Source organism: Mycobacterium parascrofulaceum ATCC BAA-614, assembly GCF_000164135.1.
GTDB classification, from domain to species: domain Bacteria; phylum Actinomycetota; class Actinomycetes; order Mycobacteriales; family Mycobacteriaceae; genus Mycobacterium; species Mycobacterium parascrofulaceum.
On sequence record NZ_GG770555.1, the window covers coordinates 509577 to 528422 of the forward strand.

Consider the following 18846-nt stretch of genomic DNA (forward strand, 5'->3'; position numbering starts at 1 on the left):
GAGGCGCAGGCGACGAGGGCCCGCGCCAGGGGAGCGCGGCCCGCCGCGCGCACGGCGGCGTCGTCGGCCAACAGCTCGACGAGCAGTTGCACCGCGCCGAGCGCGTTCGCGCTGCGCACCAAGCGGGGGAACGCGGCATGCACCGCGGTGAAGGCCTCCAGGACGAGGTCGTGCCGGGCGCGCAGATGCGCCCGCTCGTGGGTGAGGATCGCCGCCACCTCAGCGTCGGCGAGCGTGCTCAGCGCACCCTCGCTGACCACCACCCGGCTGCGCACGCCGGGCAGGCAGTAGGCGAGCGGCTGCGGGACGTCCAGCACGCGGAGGTCGCGCGTGCGGGCGCACGGCTGGGGGAGCGCCGCGCCGTGGCCGACGCCGACCAGGTCGACCACCATGCGGTGATGGGCCCGCCGCCGCCGATTGGCGATGGCGACCCGAACCACGGCGACCATCAATCGGGCGCCGACCAGCACGGTCAGCGCGAAAACGCCGACGTAGGCGACCCACAGCGGCCACCCGAGCCGGCCGGCGTCGCCGACAATGCTGGCGGTGGGCCGCCCGTCCGGGCCGGGCATGAGCAGCCGAGTCGCGATCGCGATGCCCGCGCTGAATGCGGAGAGGACCGCGGCCAGTGCGACGGCCTGCCACAACACCATCGCGGCACGGGGTGCGCGCAGCGGCCAGCTCGCGCGTGCCAACATGGCCGGCACCGGGCCGACGAGCAGCACCGCGAGGATGGTAAAGGCCAGCGCGGACACGCTGCCAGTCTCCCTCAGTCCTCCGGCGACGCGCCAGCGGATGGCGCGGTTTTGCGGTGAGTGGCTTCCAGTTCGGCCAGCGCCCGCCGCAGCGCGTCCGCCTCGTCGGCGCCAACCCGCTCGACGAAGTGCACGAGCGCGGCGTGCCTGCCGCCGGAATCCTCGGCTTGGGCGAGCGCGTCGACCATGAGGCCGGCGACCAGCTCGTCGCGACCGTGCACGGGTGCGTATCGGTGGGCCCGGTCGTCGCGGATCTGGGAGACCAGATTCTTCTTGGCCAGCCGCTGCAGGACGGTCATGATCGTCGTGTAGGCGAGGTCGCGGCGCGCGGACAACGCGTCATGAACCTGGCGGACCGTTTGAGGTTCGGGCGTGGACCACAAGTGATCCATCACGGCCCGTTCCAGATCCCCCAGCCGGGTCAGTTTGGCCATAGTGCGTTCTCTCCTGAGCGTCGAGCAACATCTTACTCCCGGTTACTACCGACGGTCGTACCGAAGGTCATCACCGCGCCGCCGAAAAGCAGCTTGCAAAATTAGGGCAGCCTTGCCTATGCTAACCGGGTCGAGCGAACAGCGACCGCGGCGAGTCCTGAGGGCTGCAGTGACCCCCGGTCTACTCGATCGGCGAGCCCCGTGCCCGGGTGGCACGGGGCTCAGCCGTTTCCGGGGGCCGTTTCTCCGGCCGGTCATCGCGCCGGGAACCGGGCCGACCGACCGATGGTGTAGACACAGAACGTGCCACCGCCCCCGGAGACGACCATCCCGCCGGACTTCACCGCGCCCTTCGATCAGGAGATCGGGCTGCAATTCACCGAACTCAGCCCCGACGGCGCCCGGGCCCAGCTCGAGGTCACCCCGAAGCTGCTGCAGCCGATGGGCCTCGTGCACGGGGGCGTCTACTGCTCGATCATCGAGAGCATGGCAAGCGTGGCCGCCTACACCTGGCTGTCCACCCGGGGCGGGGGGAATGTCGTGGGGGTCAACAACAACACCGACTTTCTGCGTTCCATCGGCTCGGGCATGGTGTACGGCACCGCCGAACCGATCCACCGCGGTCGGCGTCAACAGCTGTGGCTGGTCACCATCACCGACGGCGACGGCCGCACGGTCGCCCGCGGACAGGTGCGGCTGCAGAACCTCGAGGCGTAACCCAGCGGCCTTACACGTGGCCGGGCGCCGGCGCCCCCGGGCGTCGTGGCAGGATCGGAGAACGTGCTCCTTACGCCGCACGAACAAGAGCGATTGCTGTTGTCCTACGCCGCCGAACTGGCACGCCGACGCCGTGCCCGGGGCTTGCGGCTGAACCACCCGGAGGCCGTTGCCATCATCACCGACCACATTCTCGAGGGTGCGCGCGACGGCCGCTCCGTCGCCGAGCTCATGGCCAGCGGCTGCGACGTGCTCAGCCGCGACGACGTGATGGAGGGGGTGCCGGAAATGCTGCCCGAAGTCGCCGTGGAGGCGACGTTCCCCGACGGCACCAAACTCGTCACAGTGCACCACCCGATCCCATGATTCCGGGCGAAATCCTCTACGGCAGCGGCGATATCGATATCAACGCGAACGCGGAGCGCATCGAGATGCAGATCATGAACACCGGTGACCGTCCCGTGCAGGTGGGCAGCCATGTCCATCTGCCCCAAGCCAACTCCGCGCTCGCGTTCGACCGCGCCGCCGCGCACGGCTACCGGCTGGACATCGCGGCGGCCACCGCCGTGCGCTTCGAACCCGGTGTGCCCCATACCGTCCGGTTGGTCCCGCTGCGCGGGCGCCGGGAAGTGCACGGGCTGACCCTGGACCCGCCCGGACGGCTGGACGCCTGATGGCCGGCCTGTCGAGGGACCGTTACGCCCAGCTCTTCGGCCCCACCGCCGGGGATCGGATCCGGTTGGCGGACACCGATCTTCTGGTGGAGATCACCGAGGACCGCAGCGGGGGACCGGGGTTGGCCGGCGACGAGGCGGTGTTCGGGGGCGGCAAGGTGCTGCGCGAGTCGATGGGCCAGGGGCTCGCCACGCGCGCCGAGGGGGCGCCCGACACCGTGATCACCGGTGCGGTCATCATCGACCACTGGGGAATCATCAAGGCCGACATCGGTATTCGCGACGGCCGCGTCTGCGCGATCGGCAAGGCCGGCAACCCCGACACCATGACGGGCGTGCACCCGAACCTGGTGGTCGGGCCGTCCACCGAGGTCATCGCCGGCAACGGCCGGATCGTCACCGCCGGCGCCATCGACTGCCACGTGCACCTGGTCTGCCCGCAGTTGCTGCCCGAGGCGCTCGGGTCCGGCATCACGACGATCATCGGCGGCGGCACCGGGCCCGCCGAGGGCACCAAGGCCACCACCGTGACACCGGGGTCATGGCACCTGGAGCGGATGCTCGAGGCGCTCGACGGCTGGCCGGTGAACGTCGCGCTACTGGGCAAGGGAAACACCGTCAGCGCCGAGGGGCTGTGGGAGCAATTGCGCGGCGGCGCCTCGGGTTTCAAACTGCACGAGGACTGGGGGTCCACGCCGGCGGCCATCGACGCCTGCCTCACAGTCGCCGACGCCGCCGGCGTCCAGGTGGCGTTGCACACCGACACCCTCAACGAGATGGGGTTCGTCGAAGACACCCTGGCCGCTATCGCGGGGCGGTCGATCCACACGTATCACACCGAGGGCGCCGGCGGCGGCCACGCCCCCGACATCATCACCGTCGCAGGCAAACCCAACGTCCTGCCCAGCTCCACCAACCCCACCCGTCCGCACACGCGTAACACCCTCGACGAGCACCTGGACATGTTGATGGTCTGCCATCACCTCAATCCCCAGGTGCGGGAAGACCTGGCCTTCGCCGAAAGCCGCATTCGGCCGTCGACCATGGCGGCCGAGGACCTGCTGCACGACATCGGCGCGATCTCGATGATCGGCAGCGACTCCCAGGCGATGGGCCGCATCGGAGAAGTCGTGATGCGGACCTGGCAGACCGCGCACGTGATGAAACGCCGCCGCGGGCCCCTGCCCGGCGACGGCGCCGCGGACAACATGCGGGCGCGGCGCTACGTCGCCAAGTACACGATCTGCCCGGCCATCGCCCACGGCCTCGACCACGAGGTCGGCTCGGTGGAGGTAGGCAAGCTCGCGGATCTGGTGCTCTGGGAGCCGGCGTTCTTCGGGGTCCGCCCGCACGCGGTGCTCAAGGGCGGCATGATCGCGTGGGCGGCGATGGGCGATGCCAACGCCTCGATCCCGACGCCGCAACCGGTGCTTCCGCGCCCGATGTTCGGCGCGGCGCCGGCCGCGGCGGCCGCCACGTCGGTGCATTTCGTTGCGCCGCAGGCGATCGAGGCCGGCCTGACCGAACGGCTGGCGGTCAACCGGCGGCTGGCCCCCGTGCGCAACACCACCGGGCTCGCCAAGGCGGACCTGCCGCTCAACGACGCCCTGCCCGACATCGAGGTGGACCCGGATACGTTCACGGTACGGATCGACGGCGAGGTCTGGCAGCCCGACCCGGTGGCGGAATTGCCCATGGCGCAACGCTATTTCCTGTTCTGAGCACCCATGTCCGCACTGGCGACGCTGCTCACCCTGGCCGACTCCCGACTGCCGGCCGGGGCCCACGTGCATTCCGGCGGCGTGGAAGAGGCGATCACCAGCGGGCTGGTGACCGACCTGGACACGCTGGAAGCCTTCCTGCGCCGCCGGATTCGCAGTTCCGGCCTGGTCACCGCCTCGATCGCGGCGGCGGTCCATCGCGGTGAGCTCGGCCCGCAAGCGGCCGATCTGGAGACCGACGCCCGCACGCCCGCCCCGGCCGCGAGGGACGCGTCACGCAGCCAGGGCCGCGGGCTGGCACGGCTGGCACGGCGAGTCTGGCCGGACGCCCGCTGGGACGACATCGGCGCGCAGCCGCACCTCGCGGTCGCGGCGGGGCGGGTCGGCGCCGTGAGCGGGCTCGCTCCCGAGCAGACCGCCCTGACGCTCGTCTACACCACGATGACCGGCTCGGCGACCGCCGCGCAGCGGCTGCTGGCCCTGGACCCGGCCGACGTGGCGGCGTGCACGTTTCGGCTGGCCGAGCTGTGCGAGCGCACCGCCAGCGAAGCCGCCGTCGGGCTGGCCGAGCTGTCCGACCCGCTGCTCGACACGCTCGCGCAGCGGCACAGCGAACGCGAGCGGCCGCTCTTCGTGTCCTGAATCGCGCCGCGCGGCAGCTAGTTTCGGGCCGGCTCCGGGATCGCGTCGGCGTGCGGTGCATCGCTCTTGGCGTGGGCCCGGGTGAACGCGAGGTACAGGATGCCCAGGGCGATGATGGTCACCGACATCAGCAGGATGATGTAGTCGTCGTACCAGGGCTGGTGCGAGTCGCGCGGCCAGGCGAGGTTGACGATGGCCGCCACACCGTAGATCAGTGCGCCGATGTTGACGGGCACTCCCCACCGGCCCAGCCGGTACTTACCCTTGGGCACCCAGCCCTTGATCCGCGCGCGCAGGGCGGCCAGCACCACCATCTGGAAGGCGATGTAGACGCCCACCGAGCCGAAGCTGACCAGCTTGGTCAGCGCGTCGCTGGAGATCAGCGACCCCACGATCAGCACCGCCGGGATGATGACCGCGATCAGCAGGGAGTAGGGCGGCACGTGCCGCTTGTGGTCGAAGCGCGCCAACAGCTTTGAGCCGACGATCATGTCGTCGCGGCCGTAGGAGTAGATGAGCCGGCTGGCGGCGGCCTGCAGGCTCAGCGCGCACGACACGAACGAGATCAACACGATGCACAGGACGATCTTGGCGCCGACGCCGCCGAACGCCGTCTTCAGGATGGTGTCGATCGGATCGCGGTCCTTGCCGCTGATCACCGCGCCGAAGTCGGTGACCGACAGGATCAGGCTCAGGCAGACGAAGGTGGCCGCCGATCCGCCGACGTAGATGGTGCGGCGCATCGCCTTGGGGATCTGCACGCCCGGGTTGCGGACCTCCTCGGCGACGTCACCGCAGGCCTCGAAGCCGAAGAACTGGTAGAGGGCGATCAGGCTGGCGGCCAGGAAGGCGTAGGTGTAGCTGTGCTTGCCCTCGGCGCCGAAGCTGTGGAACAGCACGCCGAGGTTGTGGTGGCGCTGCGTGCACAGCAGCCAGACGCCGACCACGATGGCGCCGATCAGCTCGGCGCTGAAGCCGAAGATGGCGAAGTAGCCGAGAATCTTGGTGCCGGTGAGGTTGATGACGGTCGCCAGGGCCAGCATGATCAGCGCGCACAGCACCGTGGCATGCGGAGAAGGCTTGAAGCCGAACACATCTGCCACGTACGGGCCCGCACCGTAGGCGGCGTCCGCGAGCAGCGCCAGCAGTGTGAACATGTAGACCCAGCCGGTCATCCATGCCCATTTGCGTCCCCACAACCGGCGGGCCCAGGGGTAGACGCCACCGGCCACCGGGAACTGCGCCACCACCTCGCTGAAGACCAGCGCGACCAGCATCTGTCCGATGCCGGCGATCAGCAGGCTCCAGATCATCGGTGGGCCCGCGGTGGCGAGCGCGAACGCGAACACCGTGTAGATGCCGACCACGGGTGAGAGGTAGGTGAAGCCCAGCGAGAAGTTCGCCCACGGGCTCATGTCCCGCCTGAAGTCGGACTGGAAGCCCAGCGCCTCGAGCTGGGCCTGGTCCTCGTCGTCGAGCGAGGGCTCCACCGGCGCGCCGGCGGGCTGCGCCGCCGCGGTGGCGGTGTTCAATTCGTCCTGGGCCGCAATCGGTTTCGAGTCGACGGCCACGTCGCCTTCCCAGCCCGCCGGGGACCGGTTGGCCGGCTTTGTGAAGAACATCTGCGCTGATTCCAATCGTCGTCGAGATAGTTCCGGTGAAGTCCCGTCACCGGGGTGACGGGTGTCGCTACTTCTGCGTCGCCTCCTTGATCAATGTCGCGGCCGTGCGCTTGAGGACGTCTCGCTGCCGGGTGACGTCGGCCATCGCCTTACGCAGCGCGACGAGCTCGTCGCGTTCGCTGGACGCGCCGTCGTCCTCGGCGGCTGCGTTGGTCGCGGCCCAGCGTGCGGCAGGGTCGTCGTGCATGCCGGTCTCGCCGGCCAGCGCGGGAATCACTTTGTGGCGCGCGCCGGCTCGCAGCCGTCCCTGCTCGCCGCGCGGCGCGTTGACGACGCTGGCCACCGGGCCCATCGGCGGCATGCCGCCGTAGAAGCCCGGTGCGACGGCGCCGGCCTGCGGCAGGCCGTCGAGCCCGGCGCTGGGCAGCGCGGTGGCGGCGAGCCGGATCCCGGGGGACGCGCTCCACGACTGCGGGACCGACAGCTTGCCCACCGAGGCCGCCTCGCCGAGGCCGGCCGAGACCCCGGGTGCGGCCGGCGCGGACGAATTCACCAAAGCCGAACCGGCCCCCGACACCTGGGACGCCGCGCTTGCCGGTGCCGACAGTGAATCGACCAACGGGTTCCAGGCCGCGGCCACCGGCGGCGCCAGGGTCAACAGCGCACCGGAGGCGTCGAAGTTGAGACCCTCGGAGAGGATCTGGTAGCCGATGGTGTTCTCGCTGAAGTTGTTGAAGAGGTCCACCAGCGACCCCCCCGACCCGGCGGTGGTTCCCGACGATCCCGCCGAAGACTGCTTCAGCATGTTGGGGATGTTCGACAGCGTCGACGTGGTGTTCGACCCGCCGGTCGCCATGGCCTTCATCACCGCCGAGTTCTGGTTGGTCGTCCCGGACTGGTTGGTGGTCTGCTGCGGCGCGGCGAACGGCGTCAGCCGCGTCGCCGCCGCCGAAGCCCCGGCGTAGCCGTACATCGCCGCGGCGTCCTGGGCCCACATCTGGGAGTACTGCGCCTCGGTGGCCGCGATCGCCGGGGTGTTCTGACCCAGGACGTTGGTGGAAACCAGCGACGCCAACAACGCCCGGTTCACCTCGATCTCCGGCGGCGGCACGGTGGCCGCGAACGCCGCCTCGTAGGCCGCGGCGGCCGAGCCCAGCTGGCTCGCGGTCTGCTGGGCCTGCGCCGCGGTGGTGTTCATCCACGACACGTAGGGCGCCACCGCGGCCGCCATGGTCCCCGACGACGCGCCCTCCCACGGCCCACCCGTCAGCTCCGACACGATCGCCCGGTACGACGCGGCGGCCGAACTCAACTCGGTCGCCAGCTTCTCCCAGGCCGCCGCGGCGGTCACCAACGAGCCCGCGCCCGCGCCGGCGTACATCCGGGCGGAATTGACCTCCGGGGGCAGCGCCGCGAAGTCGACGGTCACAGCATCGCCTCCTTGATCAGGCGGGCCGCCGCGTCACGCTCCGTCGCCACTTCGGCGATCTCCTTGCGCAGCTTCTCGAGCTCCTCGCGTTCGCGTTCGCTGAGCGCGCTGGCGACATGCTTGCGGGGTCGTTGCGGCGCGGCGGCCGGCACCGGGGCGCGCTCGTCGGCCCCGGGCCCGGCCGGTCCCGTCGGGACGACCTTCTGGCCGGCGCCGGTCCGGGCGCGGGTTTGCTCGCCCCTGGGCGCGTTGACCAGGCTGCCCACCGGGGGGATGCCGAAGAAGCCACCGGGCGCGGCCGCCTCGGCCTGCGGCACGCCGCCCAGCCCGGCCGTCGACAGCGGCGATGCGCTGCTGGCGAGCCGGACGGCGGGGGAGTCCGCCCAGGCCTGCGGCACCGACAGCTTGCCGACGGTGGCCGATTCGCCCAGGCCCGCCGACACCCCGGCGTTGCCCAGACTTCCCGACACCGGCGAATTGGCCAGGGTGCCCAGCCCCGCGTCCGCCGGGGACACGTCGCCCGCCACGGCCACTGCCGTGGGCAACGCGAGCCCGTACAGGCCGCCCATCAGGGGCGTGATGCCGGACGCCGTGAACAGGGGCCCACTGATGACAAGGGCCCAGTTGCCGATGTTCTGGGTGAGCTCGTTGAGGCCGGTGGGGCCGCTGCTCGGGCCGAACAGGTTGCCCAGCCCCGGGTCCAGGTTCGACGGGTTGACGATCGAGCCCGCCGAGATGTTCTGCAGCATGTTGGGCACGGTGTTCAGCGCCGACTGCGTGCTGGACCCTGTCGCCGATTGCGCGGCCTGGTTGACCGCGTTGGCTTGCATGGCCGTGCCGTTCGTGTTCGTGGTCTGCTTCGGTGCGGCGAACGGGGTCAGCCGGGTGGCCGCCGCGGACGCTCCGGCGTAGCCGTACATGGCCGCGGCGTCCTGGGCCCACATCTCCGCGTACTGCGCCTCGGTGGCCGCGATCGCCGGGGTGTTCTGCCCGAGGATGTTGGTGGCCACCAGCGACGCCAACAACGCCCGGTTGACCTCGATCTGCGGCGGCGGCACGGTCGCCGCGAACGCCGCCTCGTAGGCCGCCACCGCGGCCCCCAGCTGGCCGGCGGTCTGCTGCGCCTGAGCCGCGGTGGTGTTCATCCACGACACGTAGGGCGCCGCCGCCGCGGCCATCACGCTTGACGACGGGCCCGCCCACGATCCACCCGTCAGCTCGGAAACGATCGCCCGGTAGGAGGCGGCGGCCGAGCTCAGCTCCGCCGCCAGCGCCTCCCAGGCCGCCGCCGCGGACACCAGGGGTCCCACCCCCGCGCCCGCGTACATCCGCCCGGAGTTGACCTCGGGCGGTAACGCCGCAAAATCCACTAGAAAACCCCCAGAAGCAGCCGGTCAGGCGCCCAATCGCCGATTCCGAGCCCGAGTCGGTCGGCGGCTTGGTGCCCTGGTTCCGTGCGCCATGGCTCGCGCACCCGTGCTGTGGCGCCCGAACGCCCGCATCGCCATGCCGCGGCGCAGAGCGACGCACCGCCGTCTCGTTGCCGCACAATAGGTAATATTCATAGTTGAAGCTGGAACAACCATGGCTAACTGCTGAGAATTTGCTGGGAATGACCCTGGGTGGCTGAATCCGGTTGACGCCCGGGCCGGTCGCGGCCACCACCGAGCCGGGCGTGCCAGCTAGCTGTGGGGGGCGTTCGTCGGGATCGGTGGTCATTGGGGCCCGGTCGGCATGGCGGCCCGTCGATGCGAGAGAGCCATCTCACCAAGCACTCTGGGGCGGAGCACCGAACCGGCGCCCGGCCCGCTGTGGGAAGAATCCGGCGCGGCCCGCGGCGCGGTGGGTTCGCCGGGCCCCGGGTGGGTGGCGGCCCGACCCGGGGCATCCCGCGCAGCCGCCACCGCGGACGCGGTGCGCAGCATTATTTGCTATGTGGCCGACCAGCAATTCAATCGTCGATGTCTGCCGACGGTGCTGGCGGCGCTGGCGTCGTGAGCGGAACGTCAGTCGGAGAAGGGCCCCCACGCGTGGCGCTTGAGCGCCGCGGGCTTCTTGCCGAGCTTGCCCGCCCGGACCATCACGGCCAGGCTGTCCAGGATGACCCGGCTGCTCATCAGCGCGGTCTGCTCCGCCCAGTCGTACGGCGGTGAGCACTCCACCACCTCGATGCCGTTCAGCCCCGGTTCGGAGATCATCCGGATCAGGTTGAGGGCCTCGCGCGGCAGCAGGCCGCCGGGCTCGGGCCAGCCGGTGCCGGGAACGAATCCCGCGTCGATGACGTCGATGTCGAACGAGAGGTACACCGCCTTGGCGTCTTTCCACGCCGTTTCCAGCGCGATTTCGGCGACCTTTTCGATCCCGACGCGCTCGACGTCCCCGACGGTGATGACGGTGCTGCCGCGCTGACGTCCCACCTGGACACCGGCGCGCGGCGCCTGCCACCCGCCGATCCCGATCTGCACCAGGTTGGTGGCCGGGGCGTTCTTGATGTTGGTGGCGTGGAACCACGGCGTGGTGTGCATCCGCTCGTCGAGGTCGGTCTCCTGGGTGTCGACGTGGCGGTCGAAGTGGATGATTCCGACGTTGCCGTCCAGGTAGGGGGCCAGACCCCGCACGGTCGGGAAGCCGATCGAGTGATCGCCGCCGAGCACCACCGGGAAGACGCCCTTGGAAACCACGTGGGCCATCGCCTGGCTGATCTGGTCGAACGACTTCTCGATGTTCGCGGGGATCGTGACCACGTCGCCGATGTCGACGATGTTGAGCTGTTCGCGCAGGTCCACACCCAGCTCGTAGCAATACGTGCCGAACAGGTTGGTGGACCGGCGGATACCCATCGGCCCGAACCGCGTTCCCGGACGGTAGGTGGTCCCGGCGTCCAGCGGCGCCCCGAAGACCGCCACCTCGGCGTCGGCGACGTCGTTCACATCCTCGAGGAACGGGGCCTTGAGGAACGTCCCGCGTTCGCCGGCGAAGTGGGGCAACTCACCGCGCGCGAAGGTCGACAGAGTGCGGTCGTTGATGGTGGGGGCGGCTTCCAGCCCGTGGCTGATGCACCGGTCGATCTCTTCCCGGTGACGGCGCGTGGACAGCTCGGCCTCGGCCTGCTGCGCCCACGCGCCCTCGCGGTTGGGAATGTCGGCCTGGCCGGCGAACGGGTTGAACATCGAAAATCCTCTCGTCGAGTTTCAATTCACGGCGGAGGATGCCCCGACGACCGAAACTAAACGGAGGAGAAGTTCGCAGACCGTTTTCGGTTGACCGGCACGCCAGGCATCCCGCGGTCACCGTCTTGTCGCTCTCCGGGTACGGCGAACTCGTCCGGGCGGCCGTTTCGGCGCGCCGTCATACAAGGTACCTGTTCGACCTTCGTCCGCAACTTCGCGAAGCCAGCAGACAGCTGTGACTTTCCTGGCAATGGCTGGGGCGGGCGCAGCGCGACCTGCACGACGTGGCCATCATGCGGTCGATACGCTGCCTACCAACGCGCCCGTGCGCGAACCACTTCCACCAGTCCGCTGAAAGACACGAGATGCCAACACATTCACACAGCCACCCGCATCCACACGTCGAGCGACCGCGACGGGTCCGACAACCCGGGGAGCCGCTGCGCGTCGGCGTCGGTGGCCCGGTGGGGTCCGGCAAGACCGCGCTGGTCGCCGCGCTGTGCCGGCAGTTGCGCGACGAACTGTCGCTGGCGGTGCTGACCAACGACATCTACACCACCGAGGACGCCGACTTCCTGCGCAGGCATGCGGTGCTACCCGACGACCGCATCGCGGCGGTGCAGACCGGGGGGTGTCCGCACACCGCGATCCGCGACGACATCACCGCGAACCTCGACGCGATCGACGACCTGATCGCCGCCCATGGGCCACTGGACCTGATCCTGGTCGAATCCGGCGGCGACAACCTCACCGCCACCTTCTCCTCGGGCTTGGTGGACGTGCAGATCTTCGTCGTCGACGTGGCCGGCGGCGACAAGGTCCCACGCAAGGGTGGACCCGGCGTCACCTACTCGGATCTGTTGGTGGTCAACAAGACTGACCTGGCGCCCCTGGTGGGCGCCGACCTGCAGGTGATGGCCGACGACGCCGCCGCGGTGCGCGACGGGCGGCCCACCGTGCTGCAGTCGCTGGCCGACGACCCGGCGGCGACACAGGTGTTGTCCTGGGTCCGCACGCAATTGCGGGAGGCGGCCACCGTGTGATGCGGTCCGAGGTCTTGGTGGTCGCCTATCCGAACCGGCTGCCACGCATCGAGTGCCGCGGCGGGCTGGCGGCCCGGCGTACCGCGCCCGACACGGTCCACCTGGTGTCGGCCGCGGCGACGCCGTTGGGGGGCGACAGCATCGACATCCGCGTCGTCGTCGAGCCGGGCGCCCGCCTCAGGCTGCGCAGCGCCGCCGCCACCGTGGCCCTGCCCGGGGCCGAAGCGCTGACCTCGCACGCCCATTGGGAAGTGGCGGTCAGCGGAACGCTGGACATCGACCTGGAGCCGACCGTGGTCGCCGCCGACGCCCGGCACATCTCGAGCGCCACCTTCTTCCTGCACGACGGGGCCCAGGTCCGCTTCCGCGAGCGGGTGCAGGTCGGCAGATGCGAAGAGCGGGAAGGCTTTTGGTCGGGATCGCTGCGCGCCGACTGCGCCGACCGCCCGGTGCTTCGTCACCGGGTGGAGTTGGGCGCCGGGTCGCCGGCCGACGACGTCATCGCGGCGCCGCGTGCGTCGATCCACGAATTGCGCTACCCGGAAACGGCTTTCGCGCACGCCGCGATCGACGCCGGTTCGACCGTGTTGATGCTGGCGGGCGGCGGGCTGCTGAGCACGTGGCAGGCCGACCGGCTGGCCGGTTAGCTGGCCCGCTTGGCGGCCGCCGGCCGCTTGGCTTCCGCGGCGAGCACCGCCAGCTGTTCGAGGCGGGTGCGGGCGAACGCCTGCTGCTCGGTGATGGTCAGCTGTCCGCGCCGGGTGCTCAGGAACGTCACCGTCCACGACAGCAGCGTGCTGACCTTGGTCTTGAATCCGACCAGGTAAACCAGGTGCAGCACCAGCCACATCAGCCAGGCGATGAAGCCGCTGAACTCCAGCGGGCCGACCTTGGCCACCGCGGAAAAGCGCGAGACGGTCGCCATCGACCCCTTGTCGAAGTACTGGAACGGCTCGCGCTCCGCCGGGTCGGCCCCGCCGAGCTCGGCTTTGATCATGCCGGCCACATACTTGGCACCCTGGATCGCGCCCTGGGCCACGCCCGGCACGCCCTCGACGGCGGCCATGTCGCCGATCACGAACACGTTGGGATGCCCCGGCACCGACAGGTCGGGCAGCACCTTGACCCGGCCGGCCCGGTCGAGTTCCACCGACGACTGCTCGGCCAGGTCCCGGCCCAGCCCGCTGGCCTGCACGCCCGCGGACCACACCTTGCAGGCGGACTCGATGCGCCGGACAGTGCCGTCGGAATCCTTGACCGTGATGCCGTTGCGGTCGACGTCGGTGACCATCGCCCCCAGCTGGATCTCCACGCCCATCTTCTCCAGCCGGGCGCGCGCCCGATCGCCGAGCTTCTCGCCGAACGGCGGCAGCACGGCGGGGGCCGCGTCGAGCAGGATCACCCGCGCCTTCGTGGAGTCGATGCCGCGGAACGAGCCCTTCAGCGTGTGGGCCGCCAATTCCGCGATCTGCCCGGCCATTTCGACACCGGTGGGGCCGGCGCCGATGACGGTGAACGTCAGCAGCTTGGCGCGTCGTTCGGGGTCACGCGACCGCTCCGCCTGCTCGAAGGCGCTCAAGATCCGGCCACGCACCTCCAGGGCGTCGTCGATCGACTTCATGCCGGGCGCGAACTCGGCGAAGTGGTCGTTGCCGAAGTACGACTGGCCCGCACCCGCGGCGATGATCAAACTGTCATAAGGGGTTTCGTAGGTGTGGCCGAGCAGATCGGACACCACGAACTTCCTCGCCAGGTCGATGTGCGTCACGTCGCCGAGCAGCACCTGCACGTTGCGCTGCCTGCGCAGGACGACGCGGGTGGGCGGCGCGATGTCGCCTTCGGACACGATGCCGGTCGCCACCTGGTACAGCAGGGGCTGGAAGAGGTGGTGGGTGGTGCGCGCGATCAGCTTGATGTCCACGTCCGCGTGCTTGAGCTTCTTTGCCGCGTTGAGGCCACCGAATCCCGAACCGATGATCACCACCTGGTGGCGACGCTTGGTTCCAGCTGTGGTTTCTGGTGGGGGGATCATGTTTCCGCTGCTCCTGACGGGGGCTTTTGGACACGCGACTGCAGTTAGCCACAACGCTAGTCAGGCGGGTACCCGGAAACCTAGTTGATACCCATGTGTTGTTTGCAACACTAACGGTGTGCGGGAGCGAATCCCCTGGTGGGCGCCGGGCGCTGTGGCGCAGCTATCAGCTGGCCGCCGCCTTACTGACTGGAGCCCTCTCCCGCGCAGTGGTCGTGGCCGGCCTGGATGGTTCCGCCGGGGGCACGCTCGAGCGCCTGGGCTTCGGCGTCTTCGCGGGTCGGGCCCCAGCCCCCGAAGTATCGCGAGTGGGCGGCGTTCACGGCCAGCGCCACGCAGCCGCCCTGCCCACTGGCCAGCAGCCGGCAGTCGCTGATGCTCTTGCGGCAGGTGTCCATCACCGCCTTCTCGGCCGCGCCCTGGCTGGCCGCTCCGTCGGCGATGTTGATGTGGCCGGTGGAGTCCGAGATCGCCATCGCGATCCAGTTGTTGTCGGCGTGCGCGATCGGCGGTGCGGCGAATGCCATACCGGCCGCGACCGCCGCCAGGGCTCGTTTCGTCATGGGCTGTCCCGGCCCTTTCCTTCCGCGCTGCGCCGCTGTGGCCCAGGTGAACACTTCTCCCTGGAAGTATTACCGCGGCGTGAGAGATCCGCGACTCCACACGAGCGGTGCCGGGGCTAAAGGCCGACGACCGGACGCAGCGCCGCACCCACGGCGCTGACCACGCCGGGGGTGTAGAACGGCAGGTTGATGATCACGCCGTCGATGCCGGCGTCCACCACCTTGGTCTTGATCTGGTCGGCGACCGAGTCGGGGCTGCCGACCACCATGCGCTGGGTCATCTCGGCCGGAATCTGATCGGGCTTGGCGTTCTCGTCGATCAGCACCGTGGTCAGCGTGCTGGTTTCCAGCGTCGCGGGGTCGCGGCCGACGTCCTCGCAGCGCCGTCGCACGACGTCCAACTTGCCCGGCAGCTCGTCGAATCCGGCGATCACGTTGAGGTGGTCGAAATGGCGGGCGGCCAGCGGGATGGTCTTCTTCTCGCCGCTACCGCCGATCATCAGCGGAATGTGTTCGCGGAAGCGAGGATTCGCGAGCGCCTCGCGCACCTGATACCACTTGCCCGAGAAGGTCGGCCGCTCGCCCTTGATCATCGGCAGGATGATCTGCAGCGCCTCCTCGAGCCGGTTGAACCTGTCGGTGAAGGTGCCGAACTCGAAACCCAATTGGTCATGCTCGAGTTCGAACCAGCCGGTCCCGATACCCGGGATCGCGCGGCCCTGGCTCACCACATCGAGCGTGGTGATGATCTTGGCCAGTAGCGTCGGGTTCCGGTAGGTATTGCCAGTCACCAAGGTGCCCAACTGAACTCGTTCGGTGGCGGTGGCCAGCGCGCCCAGCGCGGTGTACGCCTCCAGCATCGGCTGGTCGGGGTCGCCCAGCATGGGCAGTTGGTAGAAGTGGTCCATCAGGAAGACCGAGTCGAAACCGGCGGATTCGGCCTCGCGGGCCTGAGCCAGAACTGTGGGGAAGAGCTGCTCCACCCCGGTGCCGTAGGAGAAATTGGGAATCTGCAGACCGAGTCGAATAGCCACGCGACCTACCGTAGTGCGGCCGGGCGCGGGGCGATACCGCTCGGCCGCGGATTACGCCCTCAGCCGAACTGCGCGAGCGCGCCGTGGCTGACGTGCAGCGTCTGGCCGGTGATGTGCCGGGCCGACGGGCTGGTCAGGAACAGCGCCAACCGGGCGACCTCGGCGGCGACGGACGGGGGCGTGCGGGAGAGGCCGTCATACCCGGGCTGGGCGCTGCGCCCGCTGGCCACGGCGTTCACCGTGATCCCGCGGGTGCCGAAGATGCTCGCCTGCCCCGAGACCCAGTTCGACAGGGTCGCCTTGATCGCGGCGTCGACGCTTCCGGCGGGCGGGTTGTCGGGCACCACGCTGATGATGGAGCCCCCCGAACGCAGGTGGTCACCCACGGTCTGCACCGTGAGCACCGCCGAAAGCACCGTGGCGTCCAGAGAATTCCGCCAGGCGGTGGCGGTGTCGGCGATCGAGTAGGTACGCGGGTCGCCGGCTTCCCAGGAGGGAGCCGGCACGTTGACGATGGTGTCCAGGTGGTGGGGGAACAGGCCACGAGCCTCGGTCAGGCTGGCCGGGTCGGTGGTGTCGCAGACGATCGCGTCGACGTCGAGCTCCTTGGCGGCGATCTCGAGTTCGCTGCGCCGCGCCCCCACGAGGGTCACCTTGTGACCGTCATCGCGGAAGCCTTCGGCCACTGCGCGCCCCAGCTCGGTGTCCCCGCCGGTGACCAGCACCTCCACTGCCATGACCTCCTCGTGTTCAACGTTGAACCCAGGGCCCGGCAGTGCCGTGGGGCCCGGAAACCCACGGGGCCGCTGACCAGACCTGCCCGGATCTCAGCGCGTTATGGCATCAATCCCCGTCGATGTTACTGGACAGTAGCTAGTCGGGGAAATTCTTCCCGCCACGACGCGCGGATCATTTCCGTAACTATTTGGCCGTCCACTTTTTTGCGACCGTTCGGCCGCCCCGCGGGCCGCATCATCGGCGGGTTAGGGTGCACGCATGCGGCGGATCGGGATCCTGGCCGGGGTGGTTGCCCTGGTGCTGGTGACCGGCCTGGTCGGGTGCGGTTCGAAACCCGCCGCGGGGGCCAAGAAGGTGGTGGTGTTCGCCGCCGCCTCGCTCAAGCCCGCCTTCACGCAGATCGCTGGGCGGTTCAAGGACGAAAACGGGGACGCCGCCGCCGAATTCGAATTTGCGGGATCGTCCGAACTGGCCATCCAGTTGACGCAGGGCGCGTCCGCCGACGTCTTCGCGTCGGCGGACACCGCGCAGATGGACGTCGTCGCCAAGGCGGGTTTGCTGGCCGCCGACCCGACGAACTTCGCGTCCAACGCGCTGGTGATCGTGACCGCACCCGGCAACCCCAAGAGGGTCGGATCGTTCGCCGACCTCGCGAGGCCGGGACTGGGCGTGGTGATCTGCCAGCAGCCGGTGCCCTGCGGCTCGGCGACCCGGCGGGTCGAGGACCGCACCGGGGTACGCCTGCACCCGGTCAGCGAGGAACCGAGCGTGACCGATGTCCTCAACAAAGTCACCACCGGGCAGGCGGACGCCGGGCTGGTGTACGTCACCGACGCCCACAGCGCCGGAGCCAAGGTCACCACCGTCAGCTTCCCGGAGGCCGCCGGCGCGGTGAACGTCTATCCGATCGCGGTGTTGAAGAACGCGCCGCAACCAACGTTGGCGCAGCGGTTCGTGGCCATGGTGACCGGCGACGCCAGCCGAAGCATCCTGGCCGAGTCGGGCTTCGCCAAGCCCTGAATCGTGCACCGGCCTACGGATCTGCCGCGGTGGGTGTACGTCCCCGCCGCGGCCGGGGCCGTGTTCGTCGTGCTGCCGTTGCTGGCCATCACGGTCAAGGTCGACTGGCCGAACTTCTGGTCGTTGATCACCAGCTCCTCATCGCAGACCGCGCTGCTGCTCAGCCTTCGGACGGCCGCCGCCAGCACCGCGCTGTGCGTTCTGCTCGGCGTGCCGCTGGCGCTGGTGCTGGCCCGCAGCCGGGCGCGCGCGGTGCGGCTGCTGCGGCCGTTGATCCTGCTGCCCCTGGTGCTGCCGCCGGTGGTGGGCGGCATCGCGCTGCTCTACGCGTTCGGCCGGCTCGGGCTGCTCGGGAGGTACCTCGAGGCGGCGGGTGTCAGTATCGCGTTCACCACCACGGCGGTGGTGCTGGCGCAGACCTTCGTGTCGCTGCCGTTCCTGGTGATCTCCCTGGAGGGAGCCGCGCGCACCGCCGGCGCGGACTTCGAGGTGGTGGCGGCGACCCTGGGCGCGCGCCCCAGCACGGTGTGGTGGCGGGTCACCCTGCCGCTGCTGCGACCCGGCCTGATGTCGGGCGCCGTGCTGGCGTTCGCCCGCTCGCTGGGTGAATTCGGCGCGACGTTGACCTTCGCGGGGTCCCGGCAAGGAGTCACGCGCACGCTGCCGCTGGAGATCTACCTGCAGCGGGTGACCGACCCCGACGCGGCGGTGGCGTTGTCCATCCTCTTGGTGGCCGTGGCGGCGCTGGTGGTGCTGGGGCTCGGGACCGGCCGGCTGAGTGGCGCCGAAGCGAGGCAGCCGGGGCCATGAGCGAATTGCAGCTGCGCGCCGTCGTGCCGGACCGGCACCTGGACGTGGACTTTTCCGTGTCGGCGGGCGAGGTGCTGGCGGTCCTCGGGCCGAACGGCGCGGGTAAATCGACCGCGCTGCACGTGATCGCCGGCCTGATTCGCCCGGATCGCGGCCTCGTGCGGCTGGGGGACAGGGTGCTGACCGACACCGCGGCCGGGGTGAACGTGGCGACCCACGACCGCCGCGTCGGCCTGCTGTTGCAGGATCCGTTGTTGTTCCCGCACATGAGCGTCGCCGCCAACGTCGCCTTCGGACCGCACAGCCGCCGCGGACGGCCGTGGCGCGGCCGGCCCACGGAGAAGTCGACGGCGCTGCGCTGGCTGCGCGAGGTGGACGCCGAGCAACTCGCCGACCGACGGGCGCGGCAGCTGTCCGGCGGCCAGGCCCAGCGGGTGGCGAT

At 70.0% G+C, this 18846-nt stretch carries 20 protein-coding genes and 1 riboswitch; of the genes, 10 read left to right on the top strand and 10 right to left on the bottom strand.

The window, feature by feature from the left end; all coding sequences use genetic code 11:
* A partial coding sequence (locus tag HMPREF0591_RS17825) for a M56 family metallopeptidase (protein WP_007170027.1) occupies positions 1 to 755 on the bottom strand: 755 nt, incomplete at its 3' end.
* 14 nt (positions 756 to 769) lie between these two features.
* The gene (locus HMPREF0591_RS17830; protein ID WP_007170028.1) at positions 770 to 1189 is read right to left on the bottom strand and encodes a BlaI/MecI/CopY family transcriptional regulator; all 420 of its coding nucleotides are present in this window, start codon (positions 1187 to 1189) and stop codon (positions 770 to 772) included.
* Between the two features lie 303 nt (positions 1190 to 1492).
* On the opposite strand from HMPREF0591_RS17830, the gene HMPREF0591_RS17835 reads away from it, so the two are divergent.
* The 5 genes from HMPREF0591_RS17835 to HMPREF0591_RS17855 all read left to right on the top strand — a co-directional run bounded on the left by HMPREF0591_RS17835 (position 1493) and on the right by HMPREF0591_RS17855 (position 4943).
* Positions 1493 to 1906: a PaaI family thioesterase gene (locus tag HMPREF0591_RS17835; RefSeq protein ID WP_007170029.1), complete on the top strand. Its 414-nt coding sequence runs from the start codon at positions 1493 to 1495 to the stop codon at positions 1904 to 1906.
* Between the two features lie 63 nt (positions 1907 to 1969).
* Positions 1970 to 2272 (top strand): urease subunit gamma, encoded by a 303-nt coding sequence (locus tag HMPREF0591_RS17840; protein WP_040623053.1) that lies wholly within the window; start codon positions 1970 to 1972, stop codon positions 2270 to 2272.
* Positions 2269 to 2580: an urease subunit beta gene (locus HMPREF0591_RS17845; protein ID WP_007170031.1), complete on the top strand. Its 312-nt coding sequence runs from the start codon at positions 2269 to 2271 to the stop codon at positions 2578 to 2580. The genes HMPREF0591_RS17840 and HMPREF0591_RS17845 overlap by 4 nt, the downstream gene beginning before the upstream one ends.
* The gene (locus HMPREF0591_RS17850; RefSeq protein ID WP_007170032.1) at positions 2580 to 4301 is read left to right on the top strand and encodes an urease subunit alpha; all 1722 of its coding nucleotides are present in this window, start codon (positions 2580 to 2582) and stop codon (positions 4299 to 4301) included. The genes HMPREF0591_RS17845 and HMPREF0591_RS17850 overlap by 1 nt, the downstream gene beginning before the upstream one ends.
* A gap of 6 nt (positions 4302 to 4307) precedes the next feature.
* Positions 4308 to 4943 carry an urease accessory protein UreF gene (locus HMPREF0591_RS17855; protein ID WP_007170033.1) on the top strand — a complete coding sequence of 212 codons (636 nt, stop codon included), beginning with the start codon at positions 4308 to 4310 and terminating at the stop codon, positions 4941 to 4943.
* 17 nt (positions 4944 to 4960) lie between these two features.
* Here HMPREF0591_RS17855 and HMPREF0591_RS17860 read toward each other — a convergent pair whose 3' ends face one another.
* The 4 genes from HMPREF0591_RS17860 to HMPREF0591_RS17875 form a co-directional block, all read right to left on the bottom strand.
* Complete coding sequence (locus HMPREF0591_RS17860) at positions 4961 to 6565, bottom strand: APC family permease (RefSeq protein ID WP_007170034.1); 1605 nt, start codon at positions 6563 to 6565, stop codon at positions 4961 to 4963.
* A 67-nt stretch (positions 6566 to 6632) separates the two neighbouring features.
* Positions 6633 to 7946 carry a PPE family protein gene (locus HMPREF0591_RS17865; RefSeq protein ID WP_157137519.1) on the bottom strand — a complete coding sequence of 438 codons (1314 nt, stop codon included), beginning with the start codon at positions 7944 to 7946 and terminating at the stop codon, positions 6633 to 6635.
* A gap of 44 nt (positions 7947 to 7990) precedes the next feature.
* Entirely contained in the window at positions 7991 to 9322 is a 1332-nt protein-coding gene (locus HMPREF0591_RS34425) for a PPE family protein (RefSeq protein WP_482805245.1), read from the bottom strand.
* A 678-nt stretch (positions 9323 to 10000) separates the two neighbouring features.
* Complete coding sequence (locus HMPREF0591_RS17875; RefSeq protein ID WP_007170038.1) at positions 10001 to 11164, bottom strand: agmatinase family protein; 1164 nt, start codon at positions 11162 to 11164, stop codon at positions 10001 to 10003.
* Positions 11165 to 11278: 114 nt separating this feature from the next.
* A riboswitch (guanidine-III (ykkC-III) riboswitch) is annotated at positions 11279 to 11341 on the bottom strand.
* A gap of 188 nt (positions 11342 to 11529) precedes the next feature.
* On the opposite strand from HMPREF0591_RS17875, the gene ureG reads away from it, so the two are divergent.
* Positions 11530 to 12207, top strand: coding sequence for an urease accessory protein UreG (ureG, locus tag HMPREF0591_RS17880; RefSeq protein ID WP_007170039.1), 678 nt, complete (start codon positions 11530 to 11532; stop codon positions 12205 to 12207).
* A complete protein-coding gene (locus HMPREF0591_RS17885) occupies positions 12207 to 12854 on the top strand; it encodes an urease accessory protein UreD (protein WP_007170040.1) in 648 nt (215 codons plus the stop codon). The genes ureG and HMPREF0591_RS17885 overlap by 1 nt, the downstream gene beginning before the upstream one ends.
* Here the strand turns inward: HMPREF0591_RS17885 and HMPREF0591_RS17890 are convergent.
* The 4 genes from HMPREF0591_RS17890 to HMPREF0591_RS17905 form a co-directional block, all read right to left on the bottom strand.
* Positions 12851 to 14239, bottom strand: coding sequence for an NAD(P)/FAD-dependent oxidoreductase (locus tag HMPREF0591_RS17890; protein WP_040623055.1), 1389 nt, complete (start codon positions 14237 to 14239; stop codon positions 12851 to 12853). The genes HMPREF0591_RS17885 and HMPREF0591_RS17890 overlap by 4 nt on opposite strands.
* Positions 14240 to 14421: 182 nt before the next feature.
* Positions 14422 to 14802 (bottom strand): DUF4189 domain-containing protein, encoded by a 381-nt coding sequence (locus HMPREF0591_RS17895; RefSeq protein WP_007170042.1) that lies wholly within the window; start codon positions 14800 to 14802, stop codon positions 14422 to 14424.
* Positions 14803 to 14918: 116 nt separating this feature from the next.
* A complete protein-coding gene (locus HMPREF0591_RS17900; protein WP_007170043.1) occupies positions 14919 to 15836 on the bottom strand; it encodes an LLM class F420-dependent oxidoreductase in 918 nt (305 codons plus the stop codon).
* 59 nt (positions 15837 to 15895) lie between these two features.
* Positions 15896 to 16573, bottom strand: a complete 678-nt coding sequence (locus tag HMPREF0591_RS17905) for an SDR family oxidoreductase (RefSeq protein ID WP_007170044.1) — start codon at positions 16571 to 16573, stop codon at positions 15896 to 15898.
* 259 nt (positions 16574 to 16832) lie between these two features.
* Here HMPREF0591_RS17905 and modA point away from each other — a divergent pair, with 259 nt between their 5' ends.
* The 3 genes from modA to HMPREF0591_RS17920 form a co-directional block, all read left to right on the top strand.
* Positions 16833 to 17594: a molybdate ABC transporter substrate-binding protein gene (gene modA, locus HMPREF0591_RS17910; protein WP_007170045.1), complete on the top strand. Its 762-nt coding sequence runs from the start codon at positions 16833 to 16835 to the stop codon at positions 17592 to 17594.
* A 3-nt stretch (positions 17595 to 17597) separates the two neighbouring features.
* Positions 17598 to 18404: an ABC transporter permease gene (locus HMPREF0591_RS17915; protein WP_083212404.1), complete on the top strand. Its 807-nt coding sequence runs from the start codon at positions 17598 to 17600 to the stop codon at positions 18402 to 18404.
* The coding region (locus tag HMPREF0591_RS17920) for an ATP-binding cassette domain-containing protein (protein ID WP_007170047.1) at positions 18401 to 18846 on the top strand (446 nt) is incomplete at its 3' end. The genes HMPREF0591_RS17915 and HMPREF0591_RS17920, both read left to right, overlap by 4 nt.